Here is a 19,744-nt window from a genome sequence, read left to right as displayed (position 1 = left end):
TTTAAATACTGAAACAGTTCTGCAATGCGTTTTATATCCTAGGTTACCTGACTGTCGCAGACAGGAACGAAGTTAGCAGTTTATTCTTAAAAAGTCTAGCCCAATAAAACTACCGTATCAAACTAAAATGGCCTCTATAAATTTGAGTATCTCCAGAAGCATCAACTAAATTTATAACAAACCAATAATCGTTAGTTCTAAGAAGTTGTCCATTAAAAGTGCCATTCCAACCACCATTTAAGGGTCTTAATTGTTTTATGAGCTTTCCGTACCTATCATAAATTTTTACTGTAGTATTTTGCAAATATTCATTACTTAAACCTTTGATGTTCCAAGTATCATTGTTTCTGTCTCCATTAGGTGTAAAAAACTTTGGGAAGCCCATTACAAATACTTCTACATTAGCAGTTCCACATTTATTTTTATCTCTTACATAAACTGAATGTGCACCAGCCAATACATTATTAAAAAATGGCGTGTCCTGAAAAGGTCCGAATTCATTATCTAAGGCATATTCATAATCACCAATGCCAATATCAGAATCATCAATGGTGATGGTATTGTTGTTTGATAAATCTTCAACTTTAATATCTTCTTTATCTATTTTTGAAATCCCAGATGCTTTAACCTCAAAAGGAACTGGAAACGATTTACAACCTTCAATTGAAATTGCAACAACTGTATAAATATCTTCAGAATTCACAATTGCAGTTTCTGAATTACTTATAATATTGTCATCGGAATCCTTCCATTCATAACTATATATTCCATTGGGATTGAATGTATTTAAGGTAATGGAATTCCCATCTAAACAAAAGGTTTCAGATTGATCTACTTCAAATTCCGGTCTTGGATGGACTGTTAAAACTAGGTTTGGTCCTATTCCGAAACACGCCCCGTTATCTTCACTTTCAACCCGAACATACAAAGTTTGAGAAAAAGGTGTCTCGTTGATATAATTGGTTGGTGCAGAAATTTCGTTGTCTTCTAATTGTGCATCAGTCAAATTCCTGTAATAATGAACCGTTAAATTTTGTCCGCTTGGAAATTCGTCCATAAATGACATTGACACAGTTGTTAAATCAAATTCATGAAAGCCATCACTATCATCATCACAATGCTCTATATCTTGAATAAAGTTAGCAGCCAATGAAGTCGTAGAAACTTCCAAATCTATTGTGGAGACACTATAACAACCTGTGGTATTATTTTCTACACGTCCGAATATGAGATTTGAGGTTTGGTTATTGTATGGGCTACGAATTAACGGGTTATCGCCAGAATTAACATCTACTAAAGACGAATGGTATGTTATCTTGAAATTATTTAAATTTTCCTGGGTAATAATGCGGTCCAATTCATTTAAATTAAAATCGGTAAAACCATCTGCTATACCATCTTCATCACAGTTTTTAAATACGACTGAAGGTGCTACAACTGGTATCGCATTCACTTTCACATTAAATGAAACATCAGTATAACAATTTGTATTTGCATTGTTTTGTATCCTAAGGTAAACGGACTGTTCGTTGGCAATTGTGTTTTCAAAAGTTTCAGGTGGCGTCGCTATTGGAGTAGCTCTTGCGCCATCTATAAAGTATAAAAAACTAAAATCGCTGGCCGCAGCTCCGTTTAATAAAATGGTTTCATAGGTTCTTAAATTAAATTGGGCTAATCCGTTTGTTGCATCACCATCATCATTGTTGTCGCAGGCTTCCATGGGGTCTATTTCAGTAGGCAACAAAGGGATTACCGTATCGTATATAAGAACTTCTACTGGTAATCTCGCAGCACCTTCGCAACCTCCTATTGTTTGAGATGCATAATAAGTTGTATTATTAACTACTGGTGTAGAAAAACTAAGAAGTGTTCCTCCAGCATTTGAATCATACCACAATATATCTGTTCCTGTAGCGACCAAATCTGCCAATATTGCATTTTCTATATCACAAAATTCCTGAATAGTATTTCCTATTGGTGCTGGTGTTTGTTGAACAGTTGCTGTAACAGGTTCTCTAGTTATTGAAGTACAACCATTACTTATAACTTCAACATAATAAGTGGTTGTATTAGTAAGTATTGGTGTAGAAAATGAAGTTCCTGATGCAATTGACGCACCTCCAGCCGAGACATTGTACCAACTTACTGTGCCTTGAGAAACGGTAACACTTAAAGTTCCAGATGCTCCTTCGCAAACGGTATCTTCGGAAATAGTATCAATACTTGGAATTGGATTAACGGTGGCTACCACTTCAGTCCTTTTTCCTACTAAGCATCCATTTACAGATGCCAATGCATAATAACTAGTTGTCGCATTTATTATTGGGGTAGTAAACGTAGAACCCGTAAATATTGGTGTTGTTGCTGTTAAACTATCAAACCAAACCACATCTCCAGAAGATGCTGTTGCTTCTAAATTCACACTTCCAGAGCCACAAATTGCGGTTGGTGTTACAGAATTGGTTATAGATGCAATATTAATTTTTGTACTTGCAGAAATGTCAAGAGGTGGATCTCCGGGCGTACCTCCGTATTCCATAATATAACCTTTTGGTTGGTAATTCCCACTATTAGCTCCTGCATTAGTTAAATCATTCCAAGAACCATCTATTCCTATGCCAGGTGCGGTAACATGTGCATAATCTTCATTTCCAGATTGGTTGGGTTCATTTGCGTTCCAGTTGGCATAATTTGGGGTAGAACCATTGATGCCACCATTCCAAAATACAGTTCCCGCTTCTGGTCCTGTAACCCATTTCCATACGCCTTCAGTTTCTGCATCGCTCCCTCCTATCCATCCTGCGCCTGCTGCCTGTTCTCCAGAAAGTTGCGCTTCTTCATCAGAAGTTATCGTTGCTAAATAACCTTGTAACCCAAAGTAAGTCCGTGTATCTGCAGCAGCCTTGGCAGCAGTCCATGTAATGCCCAAAGCGGGAACATATTCATAATAATGTCCTGTTGAAGGTAAAAAATTGGCACTTCCTATTGTGAATGAAAATAACTTATCCCCAGGGTCTGTATCAATTGTAGCTTCATAAACGACATTGTTTACTGCGGCAATCAAATCGGTATAATTCATCGGCGCACCACCAAGTCCAGTCAAGCTTAATTTACCTTGAACTGTATTCCAACTCGCTAAAATATTTGGATGTGTTCCGTTTAAAATTAAAACGTCTTCACCAGAAGTATAACCTGTAGATATTTGGATGAAAAATGCATCAATCTGTGTATCATCAGGATCAATAATATTGAAACTTGTCGTAATATTTATTTGAGTTGTTGGACAATAATCCTGATTGCCAGTAGCTATAAGATTTGGTGGTATGTTTTGAGTCCAACCTATCATTGAACTCATGCATAAAATCGGGTATAAAAATTGTTTCAATATGAAATTCAAAGTGAATTGGGTTAAGATTACGACTTATAAATTTATCAATAATATATTAATAAAAAGAAGGATTTAGCCATGATACCGTAATTGTTAGTTAAACGAACATATATTTTTATTAACGTCGGAATTTATCTGTTTTTCTCCTCAATCCATTTACTCATATACTTTGTACTTTGAAGCAGATGATGGTGCAACATTTGTCCCGTGAAATTATTAAGACGGTTTTCTTTTAATTGTTTTATAGATTGCTCAACAACTTCTATAAACCTATTTTGATGTTCTTTTTTATTAAAACGTAGATTGATAATTGAAAATCCGTTCTCTTGTTTTTCTTTCCAAATAGTTTCATTCTGATAGAGTTGAATTGCTTTTGCAGCTAAAATTTCTGGATTATTTTCAATAAACCCATTTACATCAAAGTTTCCATAAACACCTTCTGCTCCAACTTCAGTAGTAACAGATGGTGTTCCATTTTGCATCGCATCAAATAATTTACCTTTTAAACCTGCTCCAAATCGAATTGGTGCTAAACACACTTTTGCCTGTTGCATGACTTCATTTACATCTTCAGCAAAACCTTTTACAATAAAACCTTCTTTTTCATTGTGTAACTGATTTACTTTTTGAGAGGCATAAGCACCATACACATGAAGTTCTGCTTTTGGTAATTGTTTTCTAATGGGTCGCCAAATGGTTTCTTTTAAGTACAAAACCATGTCATAGTTAGGTTCGTGTAAAAAGTTACCGATACTTATAAAATGGTGTCTTTCTTCAAACTTTGGAAGTTTATTCGTGTTTTCTTCTGAAATTTCATCTAAAATAAAAGGCAAATAAAACAACAAAGCATCAGGTACTTTAAAATGGTTTTTAAGAATCTCCATTTCAACTTCTGAAATTATCAAACTTAAATCGTTTCTATAAATACTGGCGATTTCTCGTTTTGCGGTATCATTAAATAAATAGGTGTTATCAAATGGTTTTTGATCTTTTAAGGCTAGATGTCTGCCTTTTCTCAAACAATGTAAATCTTCAGTATCCAAAATTCTTAAAGCATTCGGGCATTGTTCAGCAACGCGCCACCCGAATTGTTCTTCCATCATAAAACGGTCGAACAACACGATATTCGGATTTAGTTCTTTTATAAAACCATCGAAACTGGAATTGTTTAATGCAATCGAAATTTGAGAAACACCAATCGTTTCAAGGTTAATAGCATTGTCACTTTTAGCACACGGACTAGCAAAAGTAATCCCATAGTTTTCATTTAGAAAAAACTCAATCAATTGTAACATTCTACTGCCAGCAGCAGAACTTTTAGGTTCTGGCCAAACGTAACCAATAATTAATAAATTTTTCTTCATAAAAATTATCCAAATCTCAAATTATCAAGAACAAAATTCCAAGTAGATATATTAAGTTTTTATAAATTGAGCTTTTAAGTTGTGCTTTCGCTTCCCCTATGGGGAAGGATAGGATGGGGCTTTATTCTGGTTCTTTCTCCAAGCCATATTTCACCCGCACCAATTTTGCCCAATCAATAACAGATTTCCTTTCTTCATCAGTAAGTTTTGCTTCTTCATGTGTCCAAGTATAAGAGTTTAAAGGCATCTTCTTATCTTCAACCATTTCTATTAATTCTTCAAACTTATGGTCTTTTCTTTTAACGGAATTCCCTTCCCAGTTCGAAACATTAAAATGCTTTTTACCATCTTTAATGTGTCCAGCCAACCAATAGTTTACTGGTGTAATACTATTATACCACGGATATTTGGTCATAGCACTATGGCAATCGTAACAAGATTGTTTCAAAATGAGTTGTACATCTTCGGGCGGGTTTGTTTCAGTCTCAAAAAATTCAATAGAGGCTAAATCACCACTATTTTTTTCTGGTCCAAAAAATTGTGCAATTACAAGTACAATCAAAAGCAACACTATTATTTTTTTTAGTATTTTCATCAAAGTAATTTTAAAGTTTAAAAATAAGAAAACCTTTTGACTACCGCCGAACTTTACAAAGAATTAAACTATGTAAATCATTCCCGTGAAAAGCGTTTGTATTATGCTAATTTGGTCATTAAAAATCCAGAATTAATCCCCAAGTTGCTGGAGATTCTTTTTATGGTAGATGACAAAATATCTCCAAGAGCAGCATGGGTTTTAGAGTTTATGTGCAGCAGAAAAATTGAATATATAGTACCACACTTGGACTATTTTACTGAGAATATACATAAGGTTCATCTGGATTCCGCAGTACGTCCTGTTGCCAAAATCTGTGAACTTTTAACGGAAGCATATGCTATCAAAACCAATATTTATATAAAAAACGTTTTAAAGGAAGTACACAAAGAACGCATCATCGAAACCTGTTTTGATTACATGATTAACGATGAAAAGGTGGCTCCAAAAGCCTATTCTATGACAACACTTTTTAAACTTGGAAAAGAATACGATTGGGTGCACCCCGAATTGGTTTTAATATTAGAACGCGATTTCCAAGCGCAAAGTGCCGCCTTTAAAGCAAGGGCGAGACATATTTTAAAGAAAATTAAGCGAAAATAACTTCGTTAGGAGTATATATCTTTCCGGTTTAGCCACGAATTCGCTAATTTTTTAAATTTTAATTTTTACTGATAGCATCACTAATCAATTTACTTTTAGTATTTTAAAAACTGATTACCAATTATTTAAACCTAAAAATATATTCAAATTTCACCAACGAAGAACCTAAGGTTTTTCATAATCAGTGAAATAATTTAAAAATTAGCAACCGATAATTCGTGAATTCGTGGCAGAAAATAAAAGCATGTACTTGCTTTAATAACTTCGCATTTGTTCCTTCCATCTTCTAACTTTCTTTCCTATCTTTACATCCTTAATTTCGGGACTTAAAACCAAACCAAAATGTCATTATCGCCACTAAACGCCATCTCTCCAATTGATGGTCGCTACAGAAGTAAAGTAAACGAATTAGCACCTTATTTTTCTGAGGAAGCACTAATTAAATATCGTGTTTTAGTTGAAATAGAATATTTTATCGCGCTTTGCGAAATTCCTTTGCCGCAGTTAAAAGGCGTTGACGTTTCAGTTTTTGATGGCCTTAAAGCTATTTATAAAGACTTTTCCTCGGAAGATGCTCTAGCTATAAAAAAGATTGAAAGTGTTACCAATCATGATGTAAAAGCGGTTGAATATTTCATTAAAGAAAAATTTGATGCTTTAGGTTTATCAGAATTCAAAGAGTTTATCCATTTTGGATTAACGTCTCAAGACATCAACAATACAGCCATTCCCTTAAGTATCAAGGAAGCCATGAACGACGTTTATGTGCCTGAATATTTTATAGTTTTAAATAAATTAAAAGACCTTGTAAAAGAGTGGGCTACTATCCCTATGCTCGCAAGAACACATGGGCAACCAGCTTCTCCAACACGATTGGGAAAAGAAATTGAAGTTTTTGTGGTGCGTTTAGAGGAGCAGTTTAATTTATTGAACGACATTCCGAGTGCCGCTAAATTTGGTGGTGCCACCGGTAATTTTAATGCGCATTTCGTGGCATATCCAGAAATTAACTGGAGAACCTTTGGAAAGCTATTCGTTCAAGAAAAACTGGGACTATACCACTCTTTTCCAACAACGCAAATTGAGCATTACGACCATATGGCGGCTTTGTTTGATACTTTAAAGCGCATCAATACTATTTTAATTGATTTAGATAGAGATATTTGGACTTATGTTTCCATGGATTATTTTAAACAAAGAATTAAAGCTGGCGAGGTTGGAAGTTCTGCAATGCCACACAAAGTAAATCCTATTGATTTTGAAAACTCCGAGGGCAACTTAGGCATTGCTAATGCTATTTTTGAGCATCTTTCGGCAAAACTGCCAATTTCCAGATTACAGCGTGATTTGACCGACAGTACTGTTTTACGAAACGCAGGTGTTCCTTTTGCGCATACGCTAATTGGCTTTAAATCAACGTTAAAAGGATTAAATAAATTATTATTAAACGAAAAGAAGTTTGCTGAGGACTTAGAAAATAACTGGGCAGTAGTTGCAGAAGCTATTCAAACTATATTGAGAAGAGAAGGATATCCTAACCCTTATGAAGCTTTAAAGGGCCTGACGAGAACCAACGAAAAGATCAATCAAGCTTCAATTTCAAATTTTATTGATACATTAGAGGTTTCTAATGAAATTAAAGAAGAATTAAAACACATAACTCCAGCTAATTATACTGGAATTTAAAATAGGAATATGTTAAGTAATAAACAATCTATAGCGCTTACTGGTTTAATGGCCGGTGGTATTTTCATCTTTGGATTGCTGGGTGTTCTGGATAATTTTATTGTACTTACAATTTTGACATTAATCTTTTTTGCGATTGTTATAAACTTGTTTTATACGAATTATAAATTTAAGCAAGAAACGCAAGAATTGGAAAAACGGTAAAGGCTAAATCTTCTTAAAAACAAAAAAGGTTTCCCGGCAAGGAAACCTTTTCAATATTAACATTTTAACCAACTATTTAAAGAAATTCAAAATATTTTGCATTTGATTTTCATCAACGTTAGCCTTGTTTAGAGCTTCTGCCAAAGTTACCATCTTTTCAGGGCTCATATCGTCCCCCAAAATTCTAACCAAGGCAAAACCCATGTCGTTAGCACTACCAAAAACCACAACCTCATCGGCTTCGTCATCATCTCCTATATACTTTACCAAAACTTTTTTTCCTTTATCGTTAAACTCCATTAAGTCTTGGTACTTTTCTTGACTTAAAATAGATGTAACCTTAGTTAATTCTGCTTCATAAGTAACCCTATCTGTTTCATTCACCTTATATCCTAAAAAGTTTAATCGTCTTACGGAATTAAAAGCCTCTGTTTGGGCTTCAGAGAAATCAGATTTATCAATCTCTACCATTGAAATAGGTAAATCTTGCGATATAAAATTTGGTTGCTCCTGGTTATCTACAAAATAACGCTGTAAACTTGGCTCACCATTACAGCTATTAAGTATGACACTCAAAAATGCTGTAAGGAATATGATTTTAACTGCTCGTTTCATGATGGTCAATTGATGGATTTATAGTATTTACGCCTTTTTTTTCTCCAAATGATCTCCTCCGGGGATATTCATTTTTTGTGTTAGTTTTGATATTTCATTCAAATCAATATCACCAGTCATAGATACCACTACGGTTTCAATTTTACGCTGCTTGCCGTTAATTTCAACTTTATCATCCATCACTTTGTCAATTCCAGTTACAAAAATGAGCAACTCTTTAACGTGATCTGCATCTTTACCTTCTTTTACGTAAAACTTCACTTCGGCACCGTCATCTTTCACTTCCATTAATTCTTCCAGACCACCAGAACGAGATTTTACCCATTTAGAGATTTCTGCCGAAATTTCCTTACTATCGGTAACAATCGTTTTAAAACTCGTAATGCTTTTTACCATATCCATATAAGCCTGTGCTTCTGGATCATCTGTACTCACGCCTATTTTAGCAATCATCTGAAACATTTTCGGTTTAATGTTTACATACGTTACATCTGGGCTATCGCTGTATTTGTCAAAAATACTTTTCTGAGCCATTCCTGTTAAAGGCAACATCATAATTGCCATTATTATTACTATTAATCTATTTTTCATTTTACTTGTTTTTAGTGTATTTAAAGTTTTCATGGTGTTCGTTTTTTTACGGATTTGTTTTAAAAATTATACGCGTCGCATTTTCAACTTCATTTAAATAATTAAGCGTTGCTGTACCTTTGTTTACCTCGTCGAGATAATTTACGGTTGACACCCCTTTATTAAAATGATTTGAAATCATGGCTAACGATTTTGTGACTTCGTTAAGCGCATCTTCCGGTTCACAAAACGTACCAACTATATTCTCTTCACAAGAAGAGGTTCCAATCATTGGTGTAAAGTAAACCCCCAACATAATAACCGCTACCGCTGCGACTGCAATCCATTTTAAATCGAATTTTTTCTTAGCTTTTAATGGAAGGTCTTTAGTAAATTGTTCCTGTTGGTTTCCCAAAAAATACGTAAACATTGGTTTGTAATGCTCTAAGTGTGGCGCCACGTTATCTTGAGAAAAATAGCTTTTTAACGCTTGCTCTTCCTTTAGGCTTGTTTCCCCGTTTTCGTACTTTTCAAGTAGTTTTTCTATATTATTTAATACCATAATTATGTGTATTAGTTAATCGTTCTCTTATTGTTTTTCTAGCTCTCGATAAGGCTACTCTTACTGCGGTATTTTTCATGTCCAGCATTTTACAAATCTCATCAAAATCATACTCTTCTATATCTCTAAGTTGAATAATCATGCGTTGTTGTTCTGGTAATTCTTCAATAATCTTTTCAACCCAACTTACGCTATCATTTAGCTCCATTTGTTTTTGTAATGGCGTATTTTTTTCTTCATAATTGCTATGTACAATTTTCAAATTTTGTGACTGTTTCGATTTTAACTTATCAAAACAAAAATTCTTTGTCATCGTCATAGAAAACGCCTCTACGTTCTTGTACTCGCCAATCTTCCCCTTGTTTCTCCACAATTTTAGTAACACCTCCTGCGTAGCATCCTCAGCTTCTTCCGTCGAAACCAGCAATCGTTTTGCTAAACGAAATACTTTATCCTTAAACGGCATTACAATATTTAAAAACTCACTCTGAGTCATTTTGGTTTGGTTTAAGCCCCCATTGTCTTTCAGACATTTCCGCTCAGGGGAAAATAAATGCTTGGTTAGGCTATTTGCTATTACGACGACCTATAATTTGTTTTGTTACACAACTACTAAAAATAAATAAAATATTTTGGGCATAACCCCAAGGGGTCGGGCTTTTATTCATGCCTTTCCATTTTTTATTAATGAATTCATGAACATATATGTTTCTCTGCAATCCTTAACGCGGTAAATCGGCAAATACCAGTCATTTTTAAAGGTTAAATCATACTTTGCTCTAGTTCATTTTTCACACTACCTTTACACTTCAAAAAAAATTAAGATAGAAACTCCAAATAAATACCTCATTTCAATTGTTGGCCCAACTGCTATAGGCAAAACCGCATTAAGCATTAAATTGGCACAACATTTTAATACCGAAATAATTTCAGCAGATTCCAGACAGTTTTTTAAGGAAATGCAAATTGGTACAGCAGCTCCAAATAAAGATGAACTTGCTGGAGCAAAGCATCATTTCATCCATCATAAATCAATTACTGAAAATTATAACGTTGGTACTTTCGAAAGGGATGCCATCCAACTTTTAACAACCTTGCACAAAAAAAATAAGGTCGTAATACTTGTTGGTGGTTCAGGTTTATATGTAGATGCGGTTACAAATGGTTTAGACAATTTTCCCAGCGTAGATCCCTCCGTCAGAACCCAATTAAATTCAGATTTAAAAGAAAAAGGATTAGAACATCTACAAAACAAACTAAAAGAATTAGACCCAAAAAGCTACAATACTATTGCAATAGATAATCCCCATCGTGTAATTAGAGCATTAGAAATTTGCATCGGATCTGGAAAACCCTATGCATCCTTTTTGAATAAAGAAAAAGGGAAACGCCCTTTTAAAACCATACATATTGGTTTAACTGCCGAAAGAGAAACAATTTACTCCCGCATCAATCAACGTGTAGATATCATGTTGGAAGAAGGACTTCTAGAAGAAGTTAAACAATTGGTATCACATAAAGATTTAAACGCACTAAACACCGTTGGCTACAAAGAACTATTTAAGTATTTAAATGATGAATGGACTTTAGAATTCGCAATTTCAGAAATTAAAAAGAACACACGACGTTTTGCCAAACGCCAGCTCACTTGGTTTAGAAAAAATGAAGACACTCTTTGGTTTGATTATGTAACTGACGTAAAGCATATCATTGCCCAAATAGAAAACCAGATTAAATGACAGTTGAAACTATCTTATCAAAACTTGTTTCATTCCCAGTACTTGGAGGAGAAAGTAACTTATCCATAATTCATTGGATAAAAGAATATGTGGAATCCTTTGGTATTGCATGTACCTTAGTTCCAAATAAATCGGGAGACAAAGCATCTTTACATTGTCGTATCGGGCCGTCAATTGATGGCGGCATGATATTATCTGGACATACAGATGTGGTCCCTGTAAAAGGACAAGATTGGGACACAAACCCATTTACTTTAACGGATAAAGGCGATGGGAATCTTTACGGTCGAGGTGCTTGCGATATGAAAGGGTTTATAGCCTGTTGTTTAAATCTTCTTCCTCAATTTGTAAAAGCAGATTTAAAAAAACCCCTCTATTTTGCATTTTCCTATGATGAAGAAATAGGCTGTTTGTCTGCTCCGGAACTCATTCAACATGTATTACAACATTACCCAGAAACACCCAAGTATGCAATTATTGGTGAACCTTCATTAGGACAACCCATAATTGGGCATAAAGGTATTTGTTTATACACCACAAAAGTAAATGGATCGGCGGGACATAGCAGCGGGATTCTTAAAGAAGTAAGTGCGATTCATGAAGCGGCACGACTTATTTTATGGTTAGAAGATAAGATGAAAACCATTGAAGCATCTGGTAATAAAAATCCTAATTTTAGACCACCACACACCTCATTACATACAGGAATAGTACGTGGCGGCATTGCCCCAAATGTTATAGCGGACAAAACCTATTTTAAATGGGACGCAAGAGTAATTCCCAACGATGATCTATCTAAAATTATTAATGAATTCAAGGCACATTGCGAAAATAGAATGCAAGAACTTCAGGTTATTTTTCCAGACTTCAATATTGAAACCACAGAAATTCATCCTCCAGTTACGCCATTTGAAACCAAAGCAAACGCCTCAATTGTACGGCTTTTTAAGGAGATTAACTCCAATACCAATATTGACACCGTAGCCTATGCATCAGAAGCGGGGCAATATAACGAAGCTGGTTTGGAAAGTATCATTTGCGGGCCAGGGTCTATAGAACAAGCACATAGAGCCAATGAATTTGTGAGTAAAGATGAATTAAAAAACTACTGTGAAATTCTTGAAAATTTAGTGGAATTATTTTCTTCTGAAAAAATTGCAACTAAATTCTAATTGTTATAATTTTATTTCAGCAAGTACGGGCTCATGGTCAGATAAATTGACATTAAAATTTTTATGAGCAATCACTTCAAGTTTGTCATCAACTAAAATATGATCCACTTTAAATGGGTATTTAAATAATTTCAAAGTGCCTCCAAAACCGCTACCTGCTTCAACAAAAGTGTCTTTTTTAGAGCCTTTTAAAACCCTGTAAACGGGAGAATATTGTGTGCTGTTAAAGTCCCCTACAATTATAACCTCCCCGTCAAAATCTTTCATATGCTGTTTTACTAATTGCGCCTGAATCCCCCTGTTTTTATCAGCTTTCAATATTATATTATAACTATTGGGAGGATTCAATTGGGAGTTCCTATCTACTTTATAAGACTCTAAATGCAAATTATAAAGCCTATAAATTCTACCGTCAATATCTATATCAACAAACATTGTATTATTGTTGCTATTAGGAAATTCTAAATACCCATTGTTTACAATAGGAAACTTAGAAAATATGGCTAAAACAGACTTATTTGGCATATCCATATTACTTTTTATCCAGTATGGATAGTCATCCCTATATTTTTTATACTCTATGGCAGAGAACTCTTGAAAACAAACGATATCTGCATCAATACGTTTTACAAAATTTGCAATTTCTTCTTTCTTATTTGTGGAATTATTAGAACTTGAAGTAAACCCTTGCACATTATAAGTTAAAATTGAAATAGTTGGCTCCTTAGTTTCCTTATCAAAATTGAATTGATAAAACGAATCAAAACAGAAAAAAAACAACAGCAATGCCACAAAGTTACCTATGACTTTTCTCTTGCGCTTTAATAAAAGCACCATACATTGCATAAAATTGAGCACGACAAAGATTGGTAATGCAATAGAAAAAACAAATGACGTATGGCTTTCTCCCAAAAGTATAGCCACAATACCAAATACCAACAAAAGTGGAAGTAGAAAAGATATAAGGTACCTAGCTCTTTTGAATATTCCTAATCGCATCTAAAATAATGTAATCTGTCCTTCACCGTCAATTTCTAAATCATCATCATTTGAATCAGGATTAGAATTTTTAGAGGTATCATTTCCATTTTCTGAAGATTGGGTAGTTACCTCCTTTTCATCTACCACTTCCAATTCATCAGCATGCACTTCTTCTGGTGCTTCATATGGCAATGGCTCTAATAAGTTTATTTGATTTACCTTTTCTTTTGTAAGTTGGTTTCCTTGTGCAGAAACACCTTTGATGTCAATAAACTCTTCGAGATTGATTTCTTGATTTTCTTTTCTATCCTTACCACGCTCTTTTGCAAAAACAACCTCAGCCATAGGTTTCCAGTCTGTAGAGACAATTTCTAATTGTGAATTTGGGTGTTCAGAAATAAAAGATTCCTCTCGACCTTCCTGTTCAATCAAAAAGCGCTTCACATAATACATGTCTTTTTCGCCATTAAAATACACCGCAGAAATAGGTTTTTTAGGCATCCATTTTTCCATGACAATCATGTCATCATCAAAATGCATCGTAACTTCTGGCGTTACAGTTTTTACAATTCCAGACTGAGTTATAATCAGCAATTTATCTTCACCTCTAAATTCTCCAATGAGCTCTCCTCTACCATCTACATTTAAACGCTGAACAGTATCATCAAACCAAATTTTACGAGGTTTTAAAGTTGACACGCCTTTTTCTTTTAACTCCACACGTTTTACAGGATATTTAGTTACCAAATTACCTTTTGATGAACGCCCTTTTATTAAGATATCAGCAAAATCAATATCCCATTTTAGTTTTTTAATACTTCCCGCTTGTCTTAAATTAATGGTAATAACCTCAGCTTCACCATTCGGGTTTGCAGAAAAGTATAATACGTTAGACCCTTTATTGCCATTGGTTAAATCGTATTCCCTATCGCGAGTCATACTTGTAACTGCAAACCGTTTGATATATGATGGGCCTTTTTTACCGTCTCGATATATCATATTATAAATGGTACGTTTGTCTTTCTTTTTGAAAACCGCTACATGAATAATATCTTTCCCCACAAAGGTTTTGGAATCTACTTTTGTGACCATCATCTTCCCTTCTTTGGTAAAAACTATAATATCATCAATATCACTACAATCGCAGACATATTCATCTCTACGAAGCGATGTGCCCACAAAGCCTTCTGCACGATTCACATAAAGTTTGGTGTTTCTAATGACCACTTTAGTAGCATCTACGTCATCAAAAGTCCTGATTTCGGTTTTGCGTTCCCGCCCTTCGCCATACTCCTTTTTAAGTCTTGTAAAGTATGCAATGGCGTAATCAATCAAATGTTCTAAATGATGTTTTACTTCGGCAATTTGATCTTCTAATGCATCAATTTTTTGTTGCGCTTTATCAATATCAAATTTTGAAATACGCTTGATACGAATTTCGGTTAAACGTGTAATATCGTCTGTTGTTATAGCACGCTTTAAATGTTTTATATGAGGTTGTAACCCTTTATCAATTGCAGAAATAACACCTTCCCAAGTTTCTTCTTCTTCAATGTCTCGGTAAATTCTGTTTTCAATAAAAATACGTTCTAAGGATGCGAAATGCCATTGCTCTTCAAACTCCCCCAATTTTATTTCTAGTTCTTGTTTTAAAAGCTGAACGGTATTGTCCGTACTGCGACGTAACATTTCGGTTACACCAACGAATAATGGTTTATTGTCTTCAATAACGCAACCTAAAGGAGAAATTGATGATTCACAACTTGTAAAGGCATAGAGTGCATCTATGGTTTTATCAGGCGATAATCCTGAAGGTAAATGGATTAAAATTTCAACATTAGCAGCTGTATTATCTTCAATCTTTTTAACCTTTATTTTACCCTTATCATTTGCCTTTAAAATAGAATCTATTAAAGACGATGTTGTAGTACCAAAAGGCAATTCATTTATAACAAGGGTGTTTTTATCTAATTGCGAAATTTTAGCACGCACGCGCACTTTACCGCCTCTATTGCCATCGTTATAATTTGAGAAATCGGCAATTCCCGCTGTCGGAAAATCTGGTAAAATCGTGAAACGTTTGCCTTGTAAATGCTTAATGGAAGCATCTATCAATTCTATAAAATTATGGGGTAATATTTTAGTTGATAAACCTACTGCAATGCCTTCTCCTCCTTGTGCTAGTAAGAGCGGAAACATGACTGGTAAATTTACGGGCTCTTTTCTTCGTCCGTCATAACTAGCCTGCCATTCGGTAATTTTAGGATTGAAAACAACATCCAATCCAAATTTAGAAATACGTGCTTCGATATATCGAGATGCCGCTGCCCTGTCTCCCGTTAATATATTCCCCCAGTTTCCTTGAGTATCAATTAATAAATCTTTTTGACCAATTTGAACCATGGCATCTGCAATACTCGCATCTCCGTGGGGATGGTATTGCATGGTGTGTCCCACAATGTTTGCCACTTTGTTGTAACGCCCATCATCCAAATCTTTCATGGAATGCATAATACGACGTTGCACGGGCTTGAAACCATCTTCTATAGCTGGTACGGCACGTTCTAAAATAACATATGAAGCATAATCTAAAAACCAATCTTTGTACATGCCCGTAACACGGGTGATGGTTTCTTGGGGTGCTTCGTTGTGTTCGTTTGTTAAATCGTCGTTTTCTTCTTCTATCATATTTTTTTGTCGAGACCTATCAGTTTTTTTTGAGCGTTTCTAGTCTGATTTTTACTTAATTCTAAATTTCGAATCCAATTCGAAATGACAATTAATTCAACAACTATTTTTTATATCCTATTTTAGTCCTTGGCTTTTCGTTCTCTTTTTTGTCAATCAACTCGTCCAAGTAATTAAATACAAGTTCTATATTTTTGCCATGATCGGTAAGCTTCTTTGATGTCATCTATTTCTAATCTTAAACTTAAATTATCATTGAGTAACTCTCGCATTTTAGCAAATACCCTAATAATTTTGATGTTTACGGCAATTGCACGTTCACTTCCTAATACGCTTGATAACATTGCTACACCTTACTCAGTAAAAACCATGGGTAAATATCTGCTACCTCCCCAACTTGAGGTCACAAATTGTGACCTCAAGTTATCGAACTCTTCTTTAGATAAAGTGAACATAAAATCATTCGGAAAACGTTCAATATTTCTTTTAACGGCTTGCTTTAATACCTTGGTTTCTACGTTATACAAATCTGCCAAATCCCTATCTATCATTACTTTTTGATTTCTAATCAAATAAATCTTATCAGTTATAATTTCATCTGGAATGGTTATAGAATTGCTACTCATAATAAATTACTTCTCTTCTTCAATCAAATCCAACTCCACCTTCAAATTATCAATAATAAATTCCTGTCTGGTCGGCGTATTTTTACCCATATAAAATGACAATAAATCTTCAATAGACATATTATCATCCAACATTACAGGGTCTAAACGAATATCATCACCAATAAAATGTTGAAATTCATCGGGAGATATTTCACCCAAACCTTTAAATCGGGTTATTTCTGGTTTTGGCTTTAATTTTTCAATGGCATCTCGTCGTTCTTCTTCCGAATAACAATAAATGGTTTCTTTTTTATTTCGAACTCTAAATAATGGTGTTTGCAAAATATACAAATGCCCTTGTTTAATCACTTCTGGAAAAAACTGTAAAAAGAAGGTAATCAATAACAACCGAATGTGCATACCATCTACATCGGCATCTGTTGCGATAACCACATTATTATAACGTAAATCTTCCAGAGATTCTTCGATATTTAAGGCTGCTTGTAACAGGTTAAATTCTTCGTTTTCGTAAACAATTTTTTTAGTCAGTCCGTAACAGTTTAAAGGTTTTCCTTTCAGGCTAAAAACGGCTTGAGTATTGACATCACGGGATTTTGTAATACTTCCCGAGGCAGAATCTCCCTCGGTAATAAACAAAGTGGTTTCTAAATTACGTTCGTTTTTAGTATCGCCAAAATGTACACGGCAATCGCGTAATTTTTTATTATGAAGGCTTGCTTTTTTCGCTCTATCCTTTGCCAGTTTTCTAATGCCAGATAATTCTTTTCGCTCGCGTTCTGCTTGCAGGATTTTACGTTGGATTTTTTCGGCAGTATCTTGATTTTTATGCAAATAGTTATCAAGATTCGTTTTTAGAAAGTCGTTTATATACGTTCTAACGGTTGGTAAGTTCCCTCCCATATCTGTAGAACCCAACTTGGTTTTGGTCTGACTTTCAAAAACAGGTTCCATCACTTTTATGGCAATGGCACTCACGACAGATTTCCGAATATCTGAAGCATCATAATTCTTGCCGTAAAACTCACGTATAGTCCTCACCAAAGATTCTCTAAAGGCATTAAGATGCGTCCCTCCTTGCGTTGTATTTTGTCCGTTTACAAAACTATTATACTCTTCGCTATATTGCGTTTTACTGTGCGTTAGCGCCACTTCGATATCGTCTCCCTTTAAATGGATAATCGGATACAATAAATCTGTTTCGGCTATTTTTTCTGCTAGTAAATCTTTTAGTCCGTTTTCGCTATAATATTTTTCGCCATTAAAAACTATGGTTAAACCTGGATTTAAATACACATAGTTTTTAAGCATTTTCACGACATACTCCGGTCTGTATTTATAGTTTTTGAAAATGACTTCATCTGGAATGAATGATACTTTTGTGCCCTTTCTTCGGCTTGTTTCGTCCAAAAGCTCTTCATCTATAAGATTTCCTTGCTCGAAATCTGCTGATGCACTTTTACCATCACGAGATGATTCTACTCTAAAATAGGACGATAAAGCATTTACCGCTTTTGTACCAACGCCATTTAACCCAACAGATTTTTTAAAGGCTTTAGAATCGTATTTTCCACCGGTATTCATTTTAGAAACTACATCTACCACTTTCCCCAACGGAATACCACGTCCATAATCTCGAACTATGACTTTACTCCCTTGAATGGAAATCTCAATGGTTTTTCCGGCTCCCATGACGTACTCGTCAATGGAGTTGTCCAACACCTCTTTTAACAGAATATAAATTCCATCATCTGGAGAAGACCCATCACCGAGCTTCCCAATATACATTCCTGGACGCATTCTAATATGCTCTTTCCAGTCTAGTGAACGTATATTATCTTCGGTATATTTAGTTTCTTCTGCCATAAAAAGGGTGTGGGTTTATAAGATAGCACGCTAATATAGTACAACCAATCAAAAAATAAAACAGCTAGCCTACAAAGTAATTAACAAAGAAAATCCATTATTGTTGAGAACGTTATCCTAGGTGTTATTTGACTTTTTTAAAGACACCACTAAAATACCAATAATAACTGCCAATGCACCAAATAGTTGCAACAAAGTAAGTCTTTCCCCTAAGAAAATAGCGGCTAAAACAATCGTAGAAATTGGCCCTACTCCAGCCACAATTGCAAAGTTTGAAGAACTTATCATTTTAATAGAAGCCGACACTAAAAATGAAGGAATTACGGTTGCAAAAACAGCAATTAAAAACCCTAAACCATACACTTCCCAAGAATAGCTAAACACATCTGTTGCGCTAATAATGCTATAATGAATAAACACGCAGAAGCATGAAATAAGCATTGCATTTGCTGTAAACTTCATCACACCAAATTTGGGGATCAACCAACCGCTACCTACCAAATAAGAGGCATAGGTTAAAGCACTTAATAGAATAAATGCACCTCCAATTAGTGTGTCTTTACCAGATATATTTACCTCATCCCAAAAAGCAATTACAATTCCTAAATAGGTTAAGGCAATAGCCGCAGCTTGAATTTTTGTAATCTTCTGTTTAAAAAAAACTTTGTTTAAAAGCAATACTAGTGTTGGGTATAAAAATAATATGATGCGCTCTAAACTTGCTTTGATATAGGTAAGCCCAACAAAATCGAAATAACTGGCCAAATAATAACCCACAAACCCAAAAAACACCAACCACAAATAGTCTTTAGAATTGGGTTTTGTTGCTTTGTTTTTATTTTGATAGAGGTATGCAATCACTACATAAAAAGGAAAAGAAAACAACATACGTAATAGTAAAATACTAATGGCATCTACATCATAATTATACGCCAATTTTACCATTACTGCTTTTGAGGAAAACATAACGACTCCTAAAATGCCGATTCCTATTCCATACCAAAACTGTTTTTTTGTTTGCATGAAACGAAAGTAGGATTGTATTTCTGGATGATTCCCATGAAGAAGAAATAATTACGATGTTC

General features: G+C 34.6%; 17 protein-coding genes. 4 read left to right on the top strand and 13 right to left on the bottom strand.

Annotated elements, in window-relative coordinates; translation table 11 throughout:
- Positions 1-109: 109 nt before the first annotated feature.
- From ABXQ82_RS02170 to ABXQ82_RS02160, 3 genes are all read right to left on the bottom strand, one after another.
- Positions 110-3,355 (bottom strand): T9SS type B sorting domain-containing protein, encoded by a 3,246-nt coding sequence (locus ABXQ82_RS02170; RefSeq protein WP_367054208.1) that lies wholly within the window; start codon positions 3,353-3,355, stop codon positions 110-112.
- Between the two features lie 164 nt (positions 3,356-3,519).
- A complete protein-coding gene (locus ABXQ82_RS02165; RefSeq protein WP_367054205.1) occupies positions 3,520-4,752 on the bottom strand; it encodes a glycosyltransferase in 1,233 nt (410 codons plus the stop codon).
- A gap of 121 nt (positions 4,753-4,873) precedes the next feature.
- Positions 4,874-5,347, bottom strand: a complete 474-nt coding sequence (locus ABXQ82_RS02160; protein WP_367054202.1) for a heme-binding domain-containing protein — start codon at positions 5,345-5,347, stop codon at positions 4,874-4,876.
- A gap of 36 nt (positions 5,348-5,383) precedes the next feature.
- Here ABXQ82_RS02160 and ABXQ82_RS02155 point away from each other — a divergent pair, with 36 nt between their 5' ends.
- Positions 5,384-5,950, top strand: a complete 567-nt coding sequence (locus tag ABXQ82_RS02155; protein ID WP_367054199.1) for an adenylosuccinate lyase — start codon at positions 5,384-5,386, stop codon at positions 5,948-5,950.
- A gap of 342 nt (positions 5,951-6,292) precedes the next feature.
- Positions 6,293-7,636, top strand: coding sequence for an adenylosuccinate lyase (gene purB, locus ABXQ82_RS02150; protein ID WP_367054196.1), 1,344 nt, complete (start codon positions 6,293-6,295; stop codon positions 7,634-7,636).
- Positions 7,637-7,912: 276 nt separating this feature from the next.
- On the opposite strand, the gene ABXQ82_RS02145 is transcribed toward purB, so the two are convergent.
- The 4 genes from ABXQ82_RS02145 to ABXQ82_RS02130 are packed head-to-tail and all read right to left on the bottom strand — an operon-like array spanning position 7,913 to position 10,083.
- Positions 7,913-8,455, bottom strand: a complete 543-nt coding sequence (locus tag ABXQ82_RS02145; RefSeq protein ID WP_367054193.1) for a DUF4252 domain-containing protein — start codon at positions 8,453-8,455, stop codon at positions 7,913-7,915.
- A 27-nt stretch (positions 8,456-8,482) separates the two neighbouring features.
- Positions 8,483-9,046 carry a DUF4252 domain-containing protein gene (locus ABXQ82_RS02140; protein WP_367054190.1) on the bottom strand — a complete coding sequence of 188 codons (564 nt, stop codon included), beginning with the start codon at positions 9,044-9,046 and terminating at the stop codon, positions 8,483-8,485.
- A 46-nt stretch (positions 9,047-9,092) separates the two neighbouring features.
- Complete coding sequence (locus ABXQ82_RS02135; protein WP_367054187.1) at positions 9,093-9,587, bottom strand: hypothetical protein; 495 nt, start codon at positions 9,585-9,587, stop codon at positions 9,093-9,095.
- Complete coding sequence (locus ABXQ82_RS02130; protein ID WP_367054184.1) at positions 9,574-10,083, bottom strand: RNA polymerase sigma factor; 510 nt, start codon at positions 10,081-10,083, stop codon at positions 9,574-9,576. Before ABXQ82_RS02130 ends, ABXQ82_RS02135 begins: the two co-directional genes overlap by 14 nt.
- Before the next feature lie 328 nt (positions 10,084-10,411).
- On the opposite strand from ABXQ82_RS02130, the gene miaA reads away from it, so the two are divergent.
- Positions 10,412-11,326, top strand: coding sequence for a tRNA (adenosine(37)-N6)-dimethylallyltransferase MiaA (miaA, locus tag ABXQ82_RS02125; protein WP_367055029.1), 915 nt, complete (start codon positions 10,412-10,414; stop codon positions 11,324-11,326).
- Positions 11,323-12,498, top strand: a complete 1,176-nt coding sequence (argE, locus tag ABXQ82_RS02120; protein ID WP_367054181.1) for an acetylornithine deacetylase — start codon at positions 11,323-11,325, stop codon at positions 12,496-12,498. Before miaA ends, argE begins: the two co-directional genes overlap by 4 nt.
- A gap of 3 nt (positions 12,499-12,501) precedes the next feature.
- On the opposite strand, the gene ABXQ82_RS02115 is transcribed toward argE, so the two are convergent.
- From ABXQ82_RS02115 to ABXQ82_RS02090, 6 genes are all read right to left on the bottom strand, one after another.
- Complete coding sequence (locus ABXQ82_RS02115) at positions 12,502-13,497, bottom strand: endonuclease/exonuclease/phosphatase family protein (protein WP_367054178.1); 996 nt, start codon at positions 13,495-13,497, stop codon at positions 12,502-12,504.
- The gene (locus tag ABXQ82_RS02110) at positions 13,498-16,167 is read right to left on the bottom strand and encodes a DNA gyrase/topoisomerase IV subunit A (RefSeq protein WP_367054174.1); all 2,670 of its coding nucleotides are present in this window, start codon (positions 16,165-16,167) and stop codon (positions 13,498-13,500) included.
- A gap of 173 nt (positions 16,168-16,340) precedes the next feature.
- Entirely contained in the window at positions 16,341-16,511 is a 171-nt protein-coding gene (locus ABXQ82_RS02105; protein ID WP_367054171.1) for a hypothetical protein, read from the bottom strand.
- 9 nt (positions 16,512-16,520) lie between these two features.
- Positions 16,521-16,793, bottom strand: a complete 273-nt coding sequence (locus ABXQ82_RS02100) for an ORF6N domain-containing protein (RefSeq protein ID WP_367054168.1) — start codon at positions 16,791-16,793, stop codon at positions 16,521-16,523.
- A gap of 6 nt (positions 16,794-16,799) precedes the next feature.
- Complete coding sequence (locus tag ABXQ82_RS02095; RefSeq protein WP_367054165.1) at positions 16,800-18,659, bottom strand: DNA topoisomerase IV subunit B; 1,860 nt, start codon at positions 18,657-18,659, stop codon at positions 16,800-16,802.
- A 117-nt stretch (positions 18,660-18,776) separates the two neighbouring features.
- Entirely contained in the window at positions 18,777-19,682 is a 906-nt protein-coding gene (locus tag ABXQ82_RS02090; protein WP_367054162.1) for a DMT family transporter, read from the bottom strand.
- Positions 19,683-19,744 lie beyond the last annotated feature (62 nt).

This window comes from Algibacter sp. 2305UL17-15 (assembly GCF_040720935.1).
In the GTDB taxonomy this organism is placed as follows: Bacteria; Bacteroidota; Bacteroidia; order Flavobacteriales; family Flavobacteriaceae; genus Jejuia.
This window is presented reverse-complemented; position numbering and strand designations above follow the sequence as displayed.